General features: G+C 75.3%; 13 protein-coding genes and 1 pseudogene. 6 read left to right on the plus strand and 8 right to left on the minus strand.

What is annotated here, in order from left to right:
* Window positions 1-8: 8 nt before the first annotated feature.
* The 7 genes from ACFPK1_RS10475 to ACFPK1_RS10505 all read right to left on the minus strand — a co-directional run bounded on the left by ACFPK1_RS10475 (window position 9) and on the right by ACFPK1_RS10505 (window position 8,911).
* Window positions 9-773, minus strand: coding sequence for a maleylpyruvate isomerase family mycothiol-dependent enzyme (locus tag ACFPK1_RS10475; protein ID WP_378020855.1), 765 nt, complete (start codon window positions 771-773; stop codon window positions 9-11).
* Window positions 773-1,501, minus strand: a complete 729-nt coding sequence (locus ACFPK1_RS10480) for an oxygen-binding di-iron domain-containing protein (RefSeq protein ID WP_378020856.1) — start codon at window positions 1,499-1,501, stop codon at window positions 773-775. The genes ACFPK1_RS10475 and ACFPK1_RS10480 overlap by 1 nt, the downstream gene beginning before the upstream one ends.
* A 65-nt stretch (window positions 1,502-1,566) precedes the next feature.
* On the minus strand, window positions 1,567-4,425 hold the full coding sequence (locus ACFPK1_RS10485; protein WP_378020857.1) for an ATP-binding protein: 2,859 nt from the start codon (window positions 4,423-4,425) through the stop codon (window positions 1,567-1,569).
* 28 nt (window positions 4,426-4,453) lie between these two features.
* Complete coding sequence (locus ACFPK1_RS10490) at window positions 4,454-5,317, minus strand: amidohydrolase family protein (protein ID WP_378020858.1); 864 nt, start codon at window positions 5,315-5,317, stop codon at window positions 4,454-4,456.
* Window positions 5,314-6,165 (minus strand): 3-hydroxyacyl-CoA dehydrogenase NAD-binding domain-containing protein, encoded by an 852-nt coding sequence (locus ACFPK1_RS10495; protein WP_378020859.1) that lies wholly within the window; start codon window positions 6,163-6,165, stop codon window positions 5,314-5,316. The genes ACFPK1_RS10490 and ACFPK1_RS10495 overlap by 4 nt, the downstream gene beginning before the upstream one ends.
* Window positions 6,162-8,084, minus strand: coding sequence for an acetoacetate--CoA ligase (locus tag ACFPK1_RS10500; RefSeq protein WP_378020860.1), 1,923 nt, complete (start codon window positions 8,082-8,084; stop codon window positions 6,162-6,164). Before ACFPK1_RS10500 ends, ACFPK1_RS10495 begins: the two co-directional genes overlap by 4 nt.
* Window positions 8,084-8,911, minus strand: a complete 828-nt coding sequence (locus ACFPK1_RS10505) for a crotonase/enoyl-CoA hydratase family protein (RefSeq protein ID WP_378020861.1) — start codon at window positions 8,909-8,911, stop codon at window positions 8,084-8,086. Before ACFPK1_RS10505 ends, ACFPK1_RS10500 begins: the two co-directional genes overlap by 1 nt.
* 147 nt (window positions 8,912-9,058) lie before the next feature.
* Between ACFPK1_RS10505 and ACFPK1_RS10510 the strand changes: the two genes are divergently transcribed.
* Window positions 9,059-9,514: a MarR family winged helix-turn-helix transcriptional regulator gene (locus ACFPK1_RS10510; protein ID WP_378020862.1), complete on the plus strand. Its 456-nt coding sequence runs from the start codon at window positions 9,059-9,061 to the stop codon at window positions 9,512-9,514.
* A gap of 32 nt (window positions 9,515-9,546) precedes the next feature.
* Here the strand turns inward: ACFPK1_RS10510 and ACFPK1_RS10515 are convergent, their stop codons facing one another.
* Window positions 9,547-10,392: a PaaX family transcriptional regulator gene (locus ACFPK1_RS10515; RefSeq protein ID WP_378020863.1), complete on the minus strand. Its 846-nt coding sequence runs from the start codon at window positions 10,390-10,392 to the stop codon at window positions 9,547-9,549.
* Window positions 10,393-10,513: 121 nt separating this feature from the next.
* On the opposite strand from ACFPK1_RS10515, the gene ACFPK1_RS10520 reads away from it, so the two are divergent.
* The 5 genes and pseudogenes from ACFPK1_RS10520 (at window position 10,514) to ACFPK1_RS10540 (ending at window position 16,622) form a co-directional block, all read left to right on the plus strand.
* Window positions 10,514-11,830 (plus strand): MFS transporter, encoded by a 1,317-nt coding sequence (locus ACFPK1_RS10520; RefSeq protein ID WP_378020864.1) that lies wholly within the window; start codon window positions 10,514-10,516, stop codon window positions 11,828-11,830.
* Window positions 11,831-11,922: 92 nt separating this feature from the next.
* Window positions 11,923-13,353: pseudogene (eat, locus tag ACFPK1_RS10525) on the plus strand (ethanolamine permease).
* Window positions 13,350-14,723, plus strand: coding sequence for an ethanolamine ammonia-lyase subunit EutB (locus ACFPK1_RS10530; protein WP_378020865.1), 1,374 nt, complete (start codon window positions 13,350-13,352; stop codon window positions 14,721-14,723). Before eat ends, ACFPK1_RS10530 begins: the two are co-directional and overlap by 4 nt.
* Window positions 14,720-15,445 (plus strand): ethanolamine ammonia-lyase subunit EutC, encoded by a 726-nt coding sequence (gene eutC / locus ACFPK1_RS10535; protein ID WP_378020866.1) that lies wholly within the window; start codon window positions 14,720-14,722, stop codon window positions 15,443-15,445. Before ACFPK1_RS10530 ends, eutC begins: the two co-directional genes overlap by 4 nt.
* Before the next feature lie 157 nt (window positions 15,446-15,602).
* Window positions 15,603-16,622, plus strand: a complete 1,020-nt coding sequence (locus tag ACFPK1_RS10540; RefSeq protein WP_378020867.1) for a hypothetical protein — start codon at window positions 15,603-15,605, stop codon at window positions 16,620-16,622.
* The last annotated feature ends 11 nt before the right edge of the window (window positions 16,623-16,633 follow it).

Here is a 16,633-nt window from a genome sequence, read left to right on the forward strand (position 1 = left end):
CGGACCGCTCAGAACGGCACCCCGGTGGCCAGGAGTCCCTCGCCCTCGGCCCGCCCGGACAGGGTCCGGCAGAACTCGACGGCGTCGAGGGTGATCTCGGGTCCGTCGGCACCGCTGGTGAACGAGCCGCCCGCGGGCCCGGTGAGGTGCAGGCGGACGGGGCGGTCGTGCCGGCGGGCCCACTCGGCGACGACGTGGGCGACGATCCGGCCGTCGTGCTCGGGTGTGAGCACCATCGTGCGGCCGGTGGCGCGGGCGGCGTCGACGCGGTGCATCCAGGTGTCCCGGGTGAGGACGACGTCGAGCAGGTAGCCGAGGCGCCAGGTCTCGCTCGCCCCGTTGACCTCCTCCGTCATCGGCATCGCGCGCAGGAGCCGGACGCGGCCGCGCCACCGGGCCTGCGCGGGCCCCGCGACCTCCAGCCGGCGCACGAGCTCCCGCGTCGTCAGGGCCGCGTTGCGCTCGACCTGGACCGCGGTCAGGCCGTCGATGAACGGACCGTCGCCGGCCCGGCGGCCGCCCGCGACCATCCCGCCGACCATGCGCGGCAGGCTCGTGAAGCCCTCCACCATCCCGAGCACGTGGCCCGCCAGGGCCCGGACGTCCCAGGCGGGGCAGTCGGTGGGGCGCCGCCACTCGTCGGGACGCAGCGCGTCCAGGAAGGCCGCCATCCGGGCGGTCTCGGTCGCGGCGAGCCCCACCGCCTCGGCCCGCGTGAACGCGGGGACGTCCTCGACCCGCACGGTGGCCCGGTCGGTCCGGCCGCCGCTCATCACGCCACCTCCCGCGCCAGGCGCGCGGCGTAGGCGTCGGCGAGCCCGGACAGCGCCGCGGCGCCGTCGCCGGCGTAGGCCGGGCCGTGCATGAGGGCGAGCGTGCGGGGCTCGAGCTCGGCGAGACCGCGGAGCGCCGGGGCCGTGCCGGTGGTGAGGGCCGTGGCACCGAACATCGCGTCGGCCGCGAGGGCGGGGGTGACGATGTCGGCGTCGTGGACGAGTGCCGGACCGTCGCCGGTGCGGGTGAAGAGGTCACCGCACAGCAGGGTGCCCGTGGTCTCGTCGTAGATCACCTGCGCCTCCCAGCCGTGGGGGACGTGCGGGGTGGCGATGGTGCGTACGACGTGGCCGCCGAGCTCCCGGCGCTCGCCGTCGCCGACGGGCTCGGGCGGCCGGTCGGCGAGGTCGGACAGCGAGACCATGCAGCCGAGCTGGTTGAACAGCACGCGGGCGTCGGGCGCGCGGGCGAGCCACTCGTTCATCGCGCCGCACTCGTCGGCCTCGACGTGGCCGAAGCTGATCCAGCGCAGCCGCGCGGGGTCCATGATCCGGCCCACCGCGTCCGCGACCAGCGGGAACATGCCCCGCAGCCCGGTGTGGAAGAGCAGGGGCTCCTCGGCGTCGATGAGGTACTGGTTCATGGTGAAGCCGTCGGGGGTGACGTCGGGCAGGCAGGTCGACAGCCGGTAGACGCCGTCGGCGATCTCGTGCACGGAGGTGTCCATGACGTCAGCGTCGCCCGCTGTGGCCGCGACCACATCGGGAGCGTTCCCCCAGTTAGCGCGCCCGGTCACCCACCTTGCACGCCGTGGCGGCGTGCCAGCTCGGCCAGCGCCCGGCGGTCGTGCAGCCCGGTACGGGCGAACAGGTTCCCGAGGTGGCGTTCCACCGTCCGTGGCGACAGCACGAGCCGCGCGCCGATCTCGGGTGTGGAGAGTCCCAGCGCCACGAGCCCCAGCACGTCCATCTCGCGGCTCGTCACCCCGAGCGCGCGCAGCGGCGCCGGCACCACGGAGCCGCCTCGACCTCGCCGCGGCACCGGGGCGCCGGTCCGGCCGAGCACGATGCGGCAGCGCCGGGCCGGGCGCGCGTGGCCGGCCTCGGCGAAGAAGGCCTCGCTCTCGCGCAGCCACGTCGCCGGATCGCCCCAGCCGTCGCGCACGGCGGCCTGTGCGGTCAGCAGCTGCACGCAGTGCAGCAGCCCGACCCCGCCCTCGAGGGCGCGGCCCTCCGGGCGGGCGGCGGTCAGCAGCGCCGTGGCCTCGGGGCCCGCGCCGGTCCGCCCCAGCGCGACGGCCTCGGCCGCGGTGTGCGCGTAGCGGAACAGGTCCAGCCCGATCCGCGCGGCGACCTCGCCGAACTCGGCCCGGGCCGCGACCCCGAGGTCGTCGTCCTCGATGGTGTGGAGCAGGGCCCACAGCGCGCGTCCCGGGAAGACCGAGCGCGCGGGATCGGCGGCCCGGACGTGGGTCATCATGGTGTCGAGGTGGCCGCGGAGGGCGCCGAGCTCGTCGGCGACGAGGCACCGGGTGGCCAGGACCCGGCCGTGGAGGTCGCCGAGGATCCGCGGGTCGGTCGGGTCGGGGGCGAGCGCCTGCGCGATCGCCGCCTCCATCGCGGCGTCGTCCCCGGCCAGGGCGTGGGCGCCGGCGAGCCACAGGTGGGCGACCGCGGCCGTCGCCAGCCCGTAGCGCCGGCTCGCGTCCGCGCACGCGCGCGACGCCGCCAGGGCGCCGTCGGTGTCGAAGTGGCCCAGCGCCAGGTCGGCCAGGCTGAGGTCCATCACGGCGACCGTCGTCAGGGCCCCGTGGCGGGCGGCGAGCGCGCGAGTGGCCCGGAGCGCATCGGTGTCCCACGTGATCAGGGCGAGCTCCTGCTGCGCGCGCAGGTGCCAGGTGGCCAGCCCGGCGCGCTCGGCCACCTCCGACGCCCGCGCCAGCCACCGCACGGCGGACCCGGCGCGGAACTCGCGCTCGACGCGGCCGAGCACCTCCAGCGCCTCGCACTCGACGGCGGGCTCGGTCGCGGCGTCGATGACCCGGTGCGCGAGCGCGGCGGCGTCGCCGTGCCGTCCCTGCTCGAGCGCGACGTGCGCGGCGACGGCGTCGAGGGCCGGGAGGTCCCGCCCGTCCGCTGCGGCGCGGGCCAGGTCGAGGAGCCGGGCGCCCTCGGCGACCTCGCCGGCCCCGACCGCGGCGCGGGTGAGCACGAGCAGGAGCCCGAGGCGGCGGTCCGGATCGGTCGTGCGCGCGACGAGGTCGTGGCCGAGCTCCAGGGCCTCCCGGGGCTTGCCGGCGGCGACGAGGACGTCGACGAGGACCTCGTCGACGTCGCCGACCACCCGGTCGTCGGCGCCCGCCAGGCGCTGCGCGCGGCGGGCGGTGACCTCGGCGCTGGCGACCGCGCCGGCCGCGAGGGCCCGCCGTGCGGCGGTGACCAGGCGTGCGGCCGCCTCGACCGGGGCGCCCGCGGCCTCGGCGAGCTCGGCGGCCAGCTCGCACAGGGCCCCGGGCAGCCCGGGGTACGCGCGCTCGACGGCCGGCCAGGCCCGCTGCGCCAGCTCGCGGCGCTCCGGGGGCAGCAGGTCGTCGAGGACCGCCTCCCGGGTCAGCGCGTGGCGGAACGCGAAGCCGCCCCCGTCCACCTCGACGAGGTGCTGGGCGACCGCGGCGCGCAGCCCGTCCACCGTGGCGCGCCCGTCGACCTCCGCGATCCCGGGCACGAGCTCCCAGTCGAAGCGCCGCCCGAGGACCGCGGCGGCGGCGAGCACGCGGCGGGCGACGGGGTCGAGGTGCTCCGCGCGGCGGGCCACCGACTCCCGCAGGCTCGCGGGTACGCGCGGGGTGAGCTCCCCGGCGCCGACCCAGTGGTCGTGCTCGAAGCGCAGCTCGTCCGCCGCGACGAGACCGGCGAGCAGCTCCTCGACCAGCAGCGGGACGCCCTCGGCGCGCCGGGCGAGGAACGCCCGCACCCCCGCCGGCGGGTCCGGGGTGGCCAGGCAGGCGGCGAGCATGCGGTCCACGCCGGCCCCGTCGAGGGGATCGACGGCGAGCACGTTCGCCGGGGCCCGGCGGGCGAGCCGGGCGCGCAGCTCGGCCACCGCGCCTTCGGGGCGCATCGTTCCCACCACCAGCACGGGTTCCTCGGCGAGGGCGTCGACGAGATGGTCGAGGACGGCGAGGGTCTCCGTGTCGGCCCAGTGCAGGTCCTCGAGCGCGAGCACCGCCGCGCCGCCGGAGCGCAGCAGGCGCAGCACGGCCTCGCCCATCACCACCGGCGAGTCGTCGACGGCGGCCGGGCCGGCGCCGCGCCACGGGGGGACGAGGCGTGCGAGGTGCCCGGCGAACCCGTCGAGCTCGGGGCCGGTGGGCGGGGGCGCGGACCGGTACGCGGCGAGGAACGCCTCGGTGAGCGGCCGGTGGGGCACCGGGCTCCCGCCGGGCACCGCACGCCCGGCGAGCACCCGCAGCCCCAGGCCGCGCGCGACGTCGGTGGCGTCGCGCAGGAGCCGGCTCTTGCCGACGCCGGGCTCGCCGACCAGCAGCACGACGCCGCCGCGTCCGCGCTCGGCGGCGGCCAGGTGCTCGCGCAGCGCGGCGGTCTCGTCCTCGCGGCCGACGAGCGCCGGGCACAGCAGCGACGGTCCCATGCGATCCCCCGACGGGATCGTAGGACGCTCAGCGCAGGCCGAGCACCCTCGCGGCGTTCCCCTTGAGGATCGCCGGTCGGACGTCGTCGGGGATGTCCAGCTCCGCGAAGTCCCGCAGCCAGCGGTCCGGTGTGATCACCGGGAAGTCCGAGCCGAACAGGACCTTGTCGCGCAGCTGGCGGCCCGCCGCGCGCACGAGCTGGGGCGGGAAGTACTTGGGCGACCAGCCGGACAGGTCGATGTGGACGTTCGCCTTGTGCCCAGCGATCGAGATGGCCGCGTCCTGCCAGGGCACCGAGGGGTGGGCGAAGATCATCGTGAGGTCGGGGAAGTCGGCGGCGACGTCGTCGAGCAGCATCGGGTCGGAGTAGCGCAGCTTCAGGCCCGCGCCTCCCGGCAGCCCGGCGCCGATGCCGGTCTGGCCGGTGTGGAACAGCGCCGGCACGCCCGCCTCGGTGATCGCCTCGTAGAGCGGGTAGAACGCGCGGTCGTTGGGCGCGAAGCCCTGCAGCGTCGGGTGGAACTTGAAGCCGCGGGCGCCCTGCGCGACCAGCCGGCGCACCCGCTCCACCGAGGCCCGCCCGCCGTGCGGGTCGACCGAGCCGAACGGGATGAGCACGTCGGGGAACGCGGCGGCGCGCTCGACGATCTCCTCGCTGGACAGCGGCGGGTGCCCGGTCGCGGCCGGGGCGTCGACGGTGAACACGACCGCCGCCATCGACCGCTCCCGGTAGTGGGCGGCGATCGCCTCGACGGTGGGCGTGCGGTCCTGGTCGCTGCGGAAGTACTGCGTCGAGGCGTCGAGCAGCTCGTCGGTCAGCGCGAAGCACCCGTGGGCGTCCTGCTCGACGTGGGTGTGGACGTCGATGGCGGTCAGGTCGTCGAGGTTCATCCAGACCTCCGGGCCTCGAGGGCGGCGCGGATCACCGCGTCGCGGCGGGCGAGCAGGGCGTCGGGGTCGGTGACGGCGCCGGTGACCTGCGTGACCAGCCGGTCCGCGAGCTCCGGGGTCATGGTGGGCGACCCGAGGTCGGCCCACAGCGCCTCGGTGCCCGGGTGCAGGTGCTCGAGGACGTGGGCGAGCCCGCCGGCACCGCCGGACAGGTGCTGGCCGGCGATCGGCCCGACGCCCGCCCAGCGCAGGCCGGGACCCTCGGTGATCGCGGTGTCGATGTCGGCGACGGTCGCGACCCCGCGCTCGACCAGCGAGTACGCCTCCCGCCAGAGCGCGGCCTGCAGGCGGTTGGCGAGGTGGCCGGGGAGCTCGGCGCGCAGGCGCAGGGGCGTGCGGCCGACGCCGGCGTAGAACGCCATGGCGGCCTCGACCGCGGCCTCCGACGTCGCCTCGCCGGGCACGACCTCGACGAGCGGGACCAGGTGCGGCGGGTTGAACGGGTGCCCGACCAGCACGCGCTCGGGGTGCCCCGGCGCGCCGCGGGCGAGGTCGGTGGGGCGCAGCGCCGAGGAGCTGCTGGCGATCACCACCCCGGGCGGGGCGGCGGCGTCCAGCTCGGCGAGCAGCGCGTGCTTGACCTCCAGGCGCTCGGGCCCGTTCTCCTGCACGAAGTCGGCGCCGGCGACGGCCTCGGCCGGGTCGTCGACGAACGTCACCCCGTCCGGGAGGCGGTCCCGCGCGCCCGCCGCGGGGTCGGAGGCGACGACCTCGTGCCCGTGCGCGAGGAACAGCCGCGCCCAGCTCTCGCCGATCACCCCGGTGCCGATCACCGCGACCCGCGTCACCGGGCGACGTCCGCGATCGCGTCGAGGGCCGACGGGTCGACCAGCGAGTCCCGCGACGCCACCGCGTCCGGGTCGGCGCCGAGCAGGATGCGCTTGGCCGGGACCTCGAGCTTCTTGCCGGTCCGGGTGCGCGGCACCGCCGGGAGCGCGTGGATCCGGTCGGGGAGGTGGCGGGGCGAGAGGGCGGAGCGCAGCTCGCCGCGGATCCGCTGCGTGAGCGCCTCGTCCACCTCGTGCCCCGCGGCGGGGACGACGAACAGCAGCAGCTCGCCGGGCCCGCCGGAGGCGTCCTCGAGGTGCACGACGAGGCTGTCGGCGATCTCGGGCATCTCCTCGACCACGGAGTAGAACTCGGCGGTCCCCAGCCGGACGCCGCCCCGGTTCAGGGTGGCGTCGGAGCGCCCGGTGACGACCACCGAGCCGGACGGGGAGAACCGCACCCAGTCGCCGTGGCGCCAGACACCGGGGTAGTGGTCGAAGTAGGCGGCGCGCAGCCGCGCGCCGTCCTCGTCACCCCAGAAGAACAGGGGCATCGACGGCATCGGCGCGCGGATGACCAGCTCGCCGAGCTCGCCGACGACCTCGTGGCCGTCCTCGTCGAACGCCGCGGTGTCCACCCCGAGCTCGCGCCCGGAGATCTCGCCCTCGACGACCTCCTGCCACGGCCCGCCCTGGACGATGCCGGTGCACACGTCCGTGCCGCCGCTGCCGACGAGCAGCAGGACCTCCGGGCCGAACTCCGCGGCCACCCAGCGGTAGCCCTCGGGGGGCAGCGGGCTGCCGGCCACGCAGATCTGGCGCAGGGACGTGAGGTCCAGGTCCCGTGCCGGGTGCAGGCCCTCGGTCCGGCAGGCCATGAGGAAGCCGGGGGAGGAGCCGAAGTGGGTGGCCCGGGCCCCGGCCGCGAGGCGCCACTGCCAGCCGAGGTCGGGGTGCAGCGGGTTGCCGTCGACGAGGATCAGCGCCGCGCCGTGCAGCAGCCCGGAGACCAGCGCGTTCCACATCATCCAGGCCGTCGTCGAGAACCACAGCATCCGGTCGCCGGGGCGCACGTCCCAGGCCAGGCCGTGGTTCTTGAGGTGCTCGACGGTGAGCCCGCCGTGGCCGTGCACGATCGCCTTGGGCTTGCCGGTGGTGCCCGAGGAGAACAGGACCACGAGCGGGTGGTCGAAGGGCACCGGGTCGTAGGCGGGCGCGGCGGGCGTGCCGACCAGCTCGGACCAGGGCAGCGCGCCGGGCACCTCGCCCGGGCCGTAGGGCACCTCGACCACGTGGCGCAGCGACGGGAGCGCGGCGCGCAGGGCGGCGACCTCGGCGGTGCGGTCGATGGGCTTGTCGCCGTAGACGTAGCCGCCGACCGCGAGCAGGACCGTCGGCTCGATCTGGGCGAAGCGGTCGATGACGCTGCGGGCGCCGAACTCCGGCGCGCACGACGCCCACACCGCGCCGAGGCTGGCGGCGGCGAGGTGGGCGATCACGGTCTCGGGGATGTTCGGGGCGTAGGCCACGACCCGGTCGCCGCGCCCCACGCCGAGCCGCTGCAGGCCGGCCCGGGCGCGGGCCACGGCGTCCCGGAGCTCGCCGCGGGTCCAGTGCTGCTCGTCGCGGGTCTGGGAGTGGGCCAGCAGCGCCGGCTCGTCGTCGCCGGTGCCCTCCGGTCCCTCGACCGCCCGCTCGGCGTAGTTCAGCGTCGCGCCCGGGAACCAGACCGTCCCCGGCATGCCGCGGTGCTCGAGCACCGCGCGGGGGGCGTCGTGGAAGGGCACGGCGAAGAACGCCGCGATCGCCGACCAGAACCCGTCGAGGTCGGTGACCGACCAGCGCTGCAGGGCGTCGTAGTCGTCGAACCGCAGGCCGCGCTCGGCGGCGAGCCACTCGACGAAGGCGGCGGTGACGGTGCCCGCGGGTGGCGCCCCCATCAGCGGACCTTGTTCGCGCGGCCGTCGAGGAACGCGCTCATCCGCTCCTGGGCCTCGGCGCTGCTCGAGGAGATCGCGGCCATGAGGGCCTCCATGAAGAACCCGTCCTCGTCGCGTGCCGCGGCGATGCGCGGCAGCGCCTGCAGGACGGCGTAGGTGCTCACCGGCGGGTTGCCGGCCATGCGGTGGGCCAGCTCCAGGGCCTTCGCGAACCCGCCGCCGGGCTCGGTGAGGTAGGTCGAGATGCCCAGCTGCTGGCCCTCGCCGGCGTCGAGGACCCGGCCGGTGAGCATCATGTCGGTCATCCGCGGCACGCCGATCAGGCGCGGGATCCGCACGGAGCCGCCCCCGCCGACGAACAGCCCGCGGGAGGGCTCGGGGAGGGCGTAGAACGCGCTGGGCTCGGCGACGCGGACGTGGGTCGCGGCGGCGAGCTCCAGGCCGCCGCCGATCACCGCGCCCTTGAGCACGCTGACGACGGGCAGCCGGCCCTGTTCCATGCGGGCGAAGGCCCGGTGCCAGAACCGGGAGTGCTCGACGCCCGCGACGGCGTCGGTGGCGCCCAGCTCGGCGAGGTCGAGGCCGGCGCTGAAGTGGTCGCCCTCGGCGTCGAGGACGACCGCGCGCACGTCGGCGGGCGGCGCCGAGAAGAACGCCTCGAGGCCGAGGACCGTGGCGTCGTCGAGCGCGTTGCGCTTGGCCGGACGCGCGAGGCGCAGCACGGCGACCGGGCCGTCGCGGTGCAGCGTCACCGAGCGCGGCAGCAGCGACGCCACGGCGTCGTCGGGTCGGGCTCCGGCCGGCTCCGTCTCCCGCGACTCGCTCATCGGGCTCCCTCCACGGGCTCCACACGGGGTGGCCGGACCCGGGACCATGGCGCAGCGGATGTCACGCCCACGGGGGTCTCCTTCGTTATCAGGAACCTTGATAATAGGGGTCGACGCGCGGCGGTGGAAGTGGACGAGGGGGCGGCGGTGGAGGGACAGGGGCCGGGACCCGACGGGGCCGGGGAGGTGCCGTCGCTGCTGTACGCGGTCAAGCAGGTGGAGCTGGCGGTCCGCGCGCGCCTCGACGACCTGCTGCGCACCACCGGCATCACGGTCCCGCAGTGGACGGCACTGACCGTGCTGGCGCGGCGCGAGGGCCAGACGGGCGCCGACCTCGCGCGCAACGCCTTCGTCAGCCCGCAGGCGATGGGTGACCTGCTCGCCGCCCTCGAGCGCGGGCGCTGGATCACCCGCACCCCCGACCCGGCCCACGGGCGCCGGGTCCTCATCGGGCTCTCCGACGCGGGGCGGGCGCTGCTGGACGACGTCGCCCCGGGCGCGGCGGAGGTCGAGGAGCGCATGGTCGCCGGCCTCGACCCCGACCAGCGCGGCGCCCTGCGCGCCCTGCTCAACCACTGCCGCACCAACCTGACCTCCACGTGAGCGAACTTCGGGGCTATAGCCCCGAAGTTCGCTCACGGACGCCGGTCGGCCGCGTCCTCGTCCGGGATGACGTCGAGGGCCGCCGCGCCGGAGCGGGCACCGCGGTCGTAGGTCGTGTAGAGCTCGCGGAAGAGCGCGTGGGCGGGCTCGGCGGGCCAGTCCGGGGGCAGGTGGCGCCGGGGCAGGCGGGGGTCGCGGCGGATGGCCTGCAGCCAGTCGGTCTGGAGCACGAGCTGCGCCGAGAGCGGGTCCGGCAGCGGCGGGCGCGTCGCCGGCTCGCCCCAGCGCGCGCGGAACGCGGCGTAGCGGGCGGCCACCGCCCGCAGGTCCCAGGCGTCGCGGACCAGGGCGTCGACGTCGGTGGGGGCCAGCGCCCGGGCGCTGAAGGCGCGCAGACGCCCGTCGAGGCCCAGCCCGTCGGCGAGCGCGACCACGTCCACCTCGCCCGGCGCGACCCACAGCCCGCCCTGCAGCGGCGCGAACCCCGCCCACGTCAGGCGCGCCCGCAGCAGGTGCCGCTCGCGGGCCCACGCGTCGGGCAGCGAGAACGACAGCAGCGTCCACGACCCGTCCCACTGCGTGTTGACGACGTCGGTGCGCCAGATACGCGCCTCGCCGTCACGCAGTACCTCGCGCGTCGTGGGCGTCGGCCCGACGTAGACCTGGCGGCCCCGGCGCACGCGGTGCAGCTGCTCGCGGCGCGCCATGCGGCTGACCGTGGAGCGGGTCGCGTGCTCGGAGACCCCGGCGCGTCCGAGGACGTCGACCAGGCTGCTCGTCGCCACGTGCACCCCGCGCCCGAGCAGGTAGCCGCCCAGGAAGGTCAGCAGGATCGCCTGCGGTCGGGGTGCCTCGGTGTCGACGTCCTCCTCGGGCACGGCGGGAGCGTAGCCCCGTATCGATGTTGGGCACATCGTTGACGCTCGTCGAGCGTCTGCCTACATTTGCCCCGGTCGTCCGTGACCGCGACCACACACGAGATCGAGCAGGAGGTGCGGCGTGGCCGAGGCCGACCCGCGCTCGCGGACCCAGCTCCGCCGGGCGGTGCTGTCCAGCTACCTGGGCAGCGTCATCGAGTACTACGACTTCCTGCTCTACGCGACGGCCTCGGCGGTCGTGTTCGCCAAGGTCTTCTTCTCGACGCTGGACCCGCTGGTCGGCACGGTCGCGAGCTTCGGCACGCTCGCCACGGGCTACCTCGCCCGCCCGCTGGGCGGGGTGCTGTTCGGGCACTTCGGCGACCGCGTCGGGCGCAAGAAGATGCTCGTGGTCACCATGACCCTGATGGGCGTGGTCAGCGTGCTCATCGGCGTGCTGCCCACCTACGCGCAGATCGGCGTCTGGGCGCCCGTCCTGCTCGTCCTGCTGCGGGTGCTCCAGGGCGTCGCGGTGGGCGGCGAGTGGGGCGGCGCGGTGCTCATGTCCGCCGAGCACGCGACCTCGCGGCGCGGCCTGTGGGCCAGCTTCACCAACGCGGGCGCCCCGAGCGGCATGGTGCTCTCCACCGCGGCGCTGGCCGGCGCGGCGGCGGTCGCCGGTGAGGACGGCTTCCTCACCTGGGGCTGGCGCATCCCGTTCCTGCTGTCCGCCGTGCTCCTCGCGGTCGGCCTGTTCGTGCGCGCCCGGGTCGAGGAGACGCCGGTGTTCGCACGGTCGACGGGTCCGTCCACGCCGCCCCTGCTCGAGGTGCTGCGCCGCCACCCGCGCAACCTCGTGCTCTCGATCGGCATCGGCTTCGGCGCCTTCGTGGCCCAGGGCGTGCTGACGACGTTCGTCATCGCCTACGCCGTGCAGGCCGGCTTCGCCCGCCAGACCGTGCTCAACGCGCTGACGGTGTCCTCGGTGGCCGCGATCCTCGGGATCATCGGCTTCGCGGCGCTCTCCGACCGCGTCGGGCGACGCCCCGTGGTGCTCGTCGGCGCCCTGGCCATGACCGTGTGGGCGTTCCTGCTCTTCCCCCTGGTCGACTCCGGGTCCACGGCGCTGCTCGTCCTCGCGGTGGTCGTCGGGCAGGGGATCGTGCACGCCGCGATGTACGGACCGCTCGCCGCCCTGTACACCGAGCTGTTCTCCACCCGCGCCCGCTACACCGGCGCCTCGCTCGGCTACCAGGTCGCCGGCATCGGGGCCGGGCTCGGCCCGGTGGTGTTCGCGAGCGTGCTGCAGGGCACGGGCAGCGCGCTGCTCGTCTCGGTCGTCATCGCCGCCTGCTGCCTGCTCACCGCCGGCTGCATCCTGGCCACCGGGGAGACCAGCCGGCGCGGTCTCGACGACGACACCCCGGTCACGGAACCCGGCCGCGCCCCCGTCGCCTGACACGCCTGTGGGCGATCGCAACCCGACCGTCACCCACGGACTTCACACCTGCTTCACGCTGTGCGTCCGAGGGCGAGCGGAAGGGGACGCGGATGGCGGAGCAGGTCGGTTCCACGCGCGGTGCGGGCCACGACTACCTCGCGGCCCGGCAGCTCAAGGCCGGCTCGGCGAGCTGGGTGCTCCTGGCGGGCCTGGGCGTCGCCTACGTGATCTCCGGCGACTACGCCGGCTGGCACTTCGGGCTGGCGCAGGGCGGCTGGGGCGGCCTCGCCGTCGCCGCCGTGCTCATGGCGGTCATGTACACGTGCATGGTGCTCGGGCTGGCCGAGATGTCCTCGGCGCTCCCGGCCGCGGGCGGCGGCTACACGTTCGCCCGCGTGGCCATGGGCCCGTGGGGCGGCTTCGCCACCGGCGCGGCGATCCTCCTCGAGTACGCGGTCGCCCCGGCGGCCATCGCGACGTTCATCGGCGGCTACGTCGAGTCGCTGGGCCTGTTCGGGATCACCGACGGCTGGTGGGTCTACCTCGTGTGCTAAGTCGTGTTCGTCGGCATCCACCTGCTCGGCGTCGGCGAGGCCCTCAAGGCGACGTTCGTCATCGCCGCGGTCGCCATGGTCGGGCTGATCCTCTTCGCGGTCGGCGGCATCATGGCGTTCGACGCCGCAAACCTCACCGACATCCCGCCGACCGACGCGGCCGGCGCGTCGCCGTTCCTGCCCTTCGGCCTCGTCGGGGTGTGGGCGAGCTTCCCGTTCGCGATCTGGTTCTTCCTCGCCGTCGAAGGCGTCCCGCTGGCCGCCGAGGAGGCGCGCGACCCGGTGCGCGCGGTGCCGCGCGGCATCATCGTCGCGATGGCCGTGCTGGTCGTCTCCGCCACGGCCGTCCTGCTGCTCGCGCCCGGCGCCCAGGGCTCCCAGGCGCTGTCGGAGAGCGAGAACCCGCTGGTCAGCGCCCTCGAGGTGGGGCTCGGCGGCCCGTCGTGGCTCTCGACGACCGTCAACTACATCGGCCTGCTCGGGCTCATCGCGAGCTTCTTCTCGATCATCTACGCCTACTCCCGGCAGACCTTCGCGCTCTCCCGCGCGGGCTACCTGCCCCGCGCGCTGTCGAAGACCAACAGCCGCAAGGCCCCGACCCTCGCGCTGGTCGTGCCCGCGGTGATCGGCTTCGTGCTCGCGGCCACCGGCAACGGCGACATCCTGATCAACCTCGCCGTCTTCGGCGCGACGCTGTCCTACGTGCTCATGATGGTCGCCCACCAGGTGCTGCGGGCCCGGCACCCGGAGCTGGAGCGGCCCTACCGCACCCCGGGCGGGCGGATCACCACCGGCGTCGCGCTCGTGCTCGCGCTCGCCGCGGTGGTGGCGACGTTCCTCGTCGACGTCGTCGCGGCCCTGTGCGCGCTGGGGGCGTTCGCGGTACTCATGGCGTGGTTCGGGTTCTACTCGCGGCACCACCTGGTCGCGGCGGCGCCCGACGAGGAGTTCGCGGCGCTGGCCAAGGCCGAGGAGGAGCTGGAATGAGCTGGACGACGACGCTCGGCGGCCACTCGTACCGGTTCGCCGACCTGCGCGACCTGCTCGCCAAGGCGACCCCGCTTCGCTCCGGCGACGTGCTCGCCGGCGTGGCCGCGGCGTCGGCGGCCGAACGGGTGGCCGCCCAGACCGTGCTCGCCGACCTGCCGCTGGCGCACTTCCTCGACGAGGCCGTCGTGCCCTACGAGGACGACGACGTCACCCGGCTGATCATGGACTCGCACGACGCCGGAGCCTTCGCCCCGGTGCGCTCGCTGACCGTCGGCGGGTTCCGCGACTGGCTGCTGTCGTGGGAGGCCGACACCGCCACCCTCGGCGCGCTCGCGCCGGGTCTGACCCCGGAGATGGTCGCGGCGGCCAGCAAGCTCATGCGGGTCGGCGACCTCGTCGCGGTCGCCCGCAAGACCCGCGTCGTCACCGGGCTGCGCACGACGATCGGGCTGGAGGGGCGGCTCGCGACCCGCCTGCAGCCCAACCACCCCACCGACGACGCCGTCGGCATCACCGCCTCGCTCGTCGACGGGCTGCTGCACGGCGCGGGCGACGCGGTCGTCGGGATCAATCCGGCCACCGACCGCCCGTCGACGGTGCTGGCGCTGCTCGAGCTCATCGACGACGCGCGCCGTCGCCTCGACGCCCCGATCCAGTCCTGCGTGCTCACCCACGTCACGACGACGCTCGAGCTGCTCGAGCAGGGGGCGCCGGTCGACCTGGTGTTCCAGTCGGTGGCCGGGACGCAGGCGGCGAACCGGGGCTTCGGCGTGACCCTGGACCAGCTGCGGGAGGCCCACGCGGCGGTCTCCGAGCTGCACCGGGGCACGGTGGGGTCGAACGTGACGTACTTCGAGACCGGGCAGGGCTCGGCGCTCTCGGCCGACGCCCACCACGACGTCGACGAGCAGACCCTCGAGGCCCGCGCGTACGCGGTGTGCCGGGCGTTCGACCCGCTGCTGGTCAACACCGTCGTCGGCTTCATCGGCCCCGAGTACCTCTACGACGGCAAGCAGATCCTGCGCGCCGGGCTCGAGGACCACCTCTGCGGCAAGCTGCTCGGCGTCCCGATGGGCGTCGACGTCTGCTACACCAACCACGCCGAGGCCGACGCCGACGACACCGACACCCTGCTGCTCACCCTCGGTGCGGCCGGCTGCGCGTTCGTCATCACCGTGCCCGGTGGCGACGACATCATGCTCAACTACCAGTCGCTGTCGTTCCAGGACGTGCTGCAGGTGCGCCAGACGCTCGGCCTGCGACCCGCGCCCGAGTTCGAGGCGTGGCTGGGGTCGGTCGGGCTGCTCGACGACGCCGGGCGCGTCCCGCAGCTCGTGCCGGAGCCGATCCGGGCGCTGATGTCGTGAGCAGCGACCCCTGGGAGACCCTGCGCGCCGCCACCCGCGCCCGGGTGGGGCTCGGACGGGCGGGCGACGGCCTGTCGACCGCCGAGAACCTCCGCCTCGCCGCCGCCCACGCCGCGGCGCGGGACGCCGTGCACACGGCCCTCGACACGGACGCGGTGACCGCGGCACTGGGGGAGCGGGCCGGGCCGGTCGTGCGCTCGCAGGTCGCCGACCGCGCGGAGTACCTCCAGCGTCCCGACCTCGGGCGACGGCTCGCCCCCGACCACGGGCTGTCGTCCGGCGAGTTCGACCTCGCCGTGGTGGTGGCCGACGGGCTCTCCGCGACGGCGGTGCACGAGCACGCCGCGGGCGTCGTCGACGCGCTGCTGCCGCGGCTGGAGGGATGGTCGGTGGCGCCGGTCGTGGTCGCCGAGCAGGCCCGGGTGGCGCTGGGCGACGAGATCGCCGCGGCGCTCGGGGCCTCGATGGTGCTCGTGCTCATCGGCGAGCGGCCCGGCATGTCCGCGCCCGACTCGCTCGGTGCCTACCTGACCTTCGGTCCCCGGCCGGGGCGCGTCGACTCCGAGCGCAACTGCGTCTCCAACATCCGCCCGCCCGACGGGCTGACCTACGAGGCGGCCGCCGAGGTGCTCGCGGCCCTGCTCACGGAGTCCTTCCGCCGGCAGCTCTCGGGCGTCGAGCTCAAGGACACCGGCGCGGCCCTGCCGCCCGCGGCGGGCTGACCGCTCGTTCTCCCGGCCGCTCGGCGACGTCCTAACGGCTGATCTTGAGCCACCATTCGGATGAACTGTTCCGTCACCCCTCTGTGTGCTTTTCGTTACCCGATCGTGGTCACCGCAGGTGCCACGTCATCCCAAGGGGCGGAAGGACACCACACGCATGGGTCAGCACAGGGCGAAGCTCGGACGGCGGGGGATGGCGGCACTGGCCGCTGCGGGAGCACTGATCGTGGGTGGCGGCGCCGCGGCGATGATCGGGACGAGCAGCGCGGACCCGCTGCTGCCGGTGCCGGCGCCCGTCGTCGGGACGACCTACGTGCTCCCGGACCTGGCGCCGTTCTCCAGAGTCACGCCCACCGGGAGCGCCACCCCCGGGACCTCGGAGGTTTCCGACGCCTTCACCCCGCCCGCCCCCACCGGTGGCGGAGAGGCGTCGCTGCGCCTGCAGACCCCCGGTGAGACGGACAAGGCCGCCATCGCCAAGGCGGAGGACTCCCCGCTGGCGGAGTGGATCCCGGTGGCCGCGTACTCCGCGTACCAGAACGAGGCGGGCAACCCCATCCAGTTCCCGAGCTATCAGCTCCAGGTCGACTACGACCCCGCGGACCCCGCGGTGGGCTTCTCGACGCTGACCTACGAGCCGATCTACAACCCGGCCACCGACAGCACCACGGCGAACGAATGGCACCGCTACCAGGCGGGCGCCGGACAGTGGTGCTCGACGCGCGCGATCCCGGGCGTGATCGCCGAGACCGAGCGGAGCTGCAACGCCACGAGGACGCTCGCGCAGTTCGTCGCCGCGCAGCCCGACATCCGGGTCACCGCGCTGGTGATCAACCAGGGCACCAGCAACCCGGGCCTCGACGCGGGAGTGGACCTCGTGACCACACCCAGCACGATCTACGACTTCGAGCTCACCGAGCCCGTCGTGATCCCCGACCCGGACCCGTGCGAGGAGCCGACCACCCCGGCACACCCCGGTGGCGGTGAGTGGGGCAACGAGCACGAGAACGAGGGCCACGAGAACAACGGTGGCCACGAGAACGAGGGTCACGAGAACAACGGCGGCCACGAGGACGAGGGCCACGAGAAGCCGGCCGACGAGGGCCATGAGCAGCCCGACCACGGCGGCGAGGAGCAGCCCGACAACGGCGGCCACGAGCCGCCGCAGTGCTCGTAGACCTCGAGGTG

Source organism: Actinomycetospora rhizophila (genome assembly GCF_042657905.1).
Classification (GTDB): Bacteria; Actinomycetota; Actinomycetes; order Mycobacteriales; family Pseudonocardiaceae; genus Actinomycetospora; species Actinomycetospora rhizophila.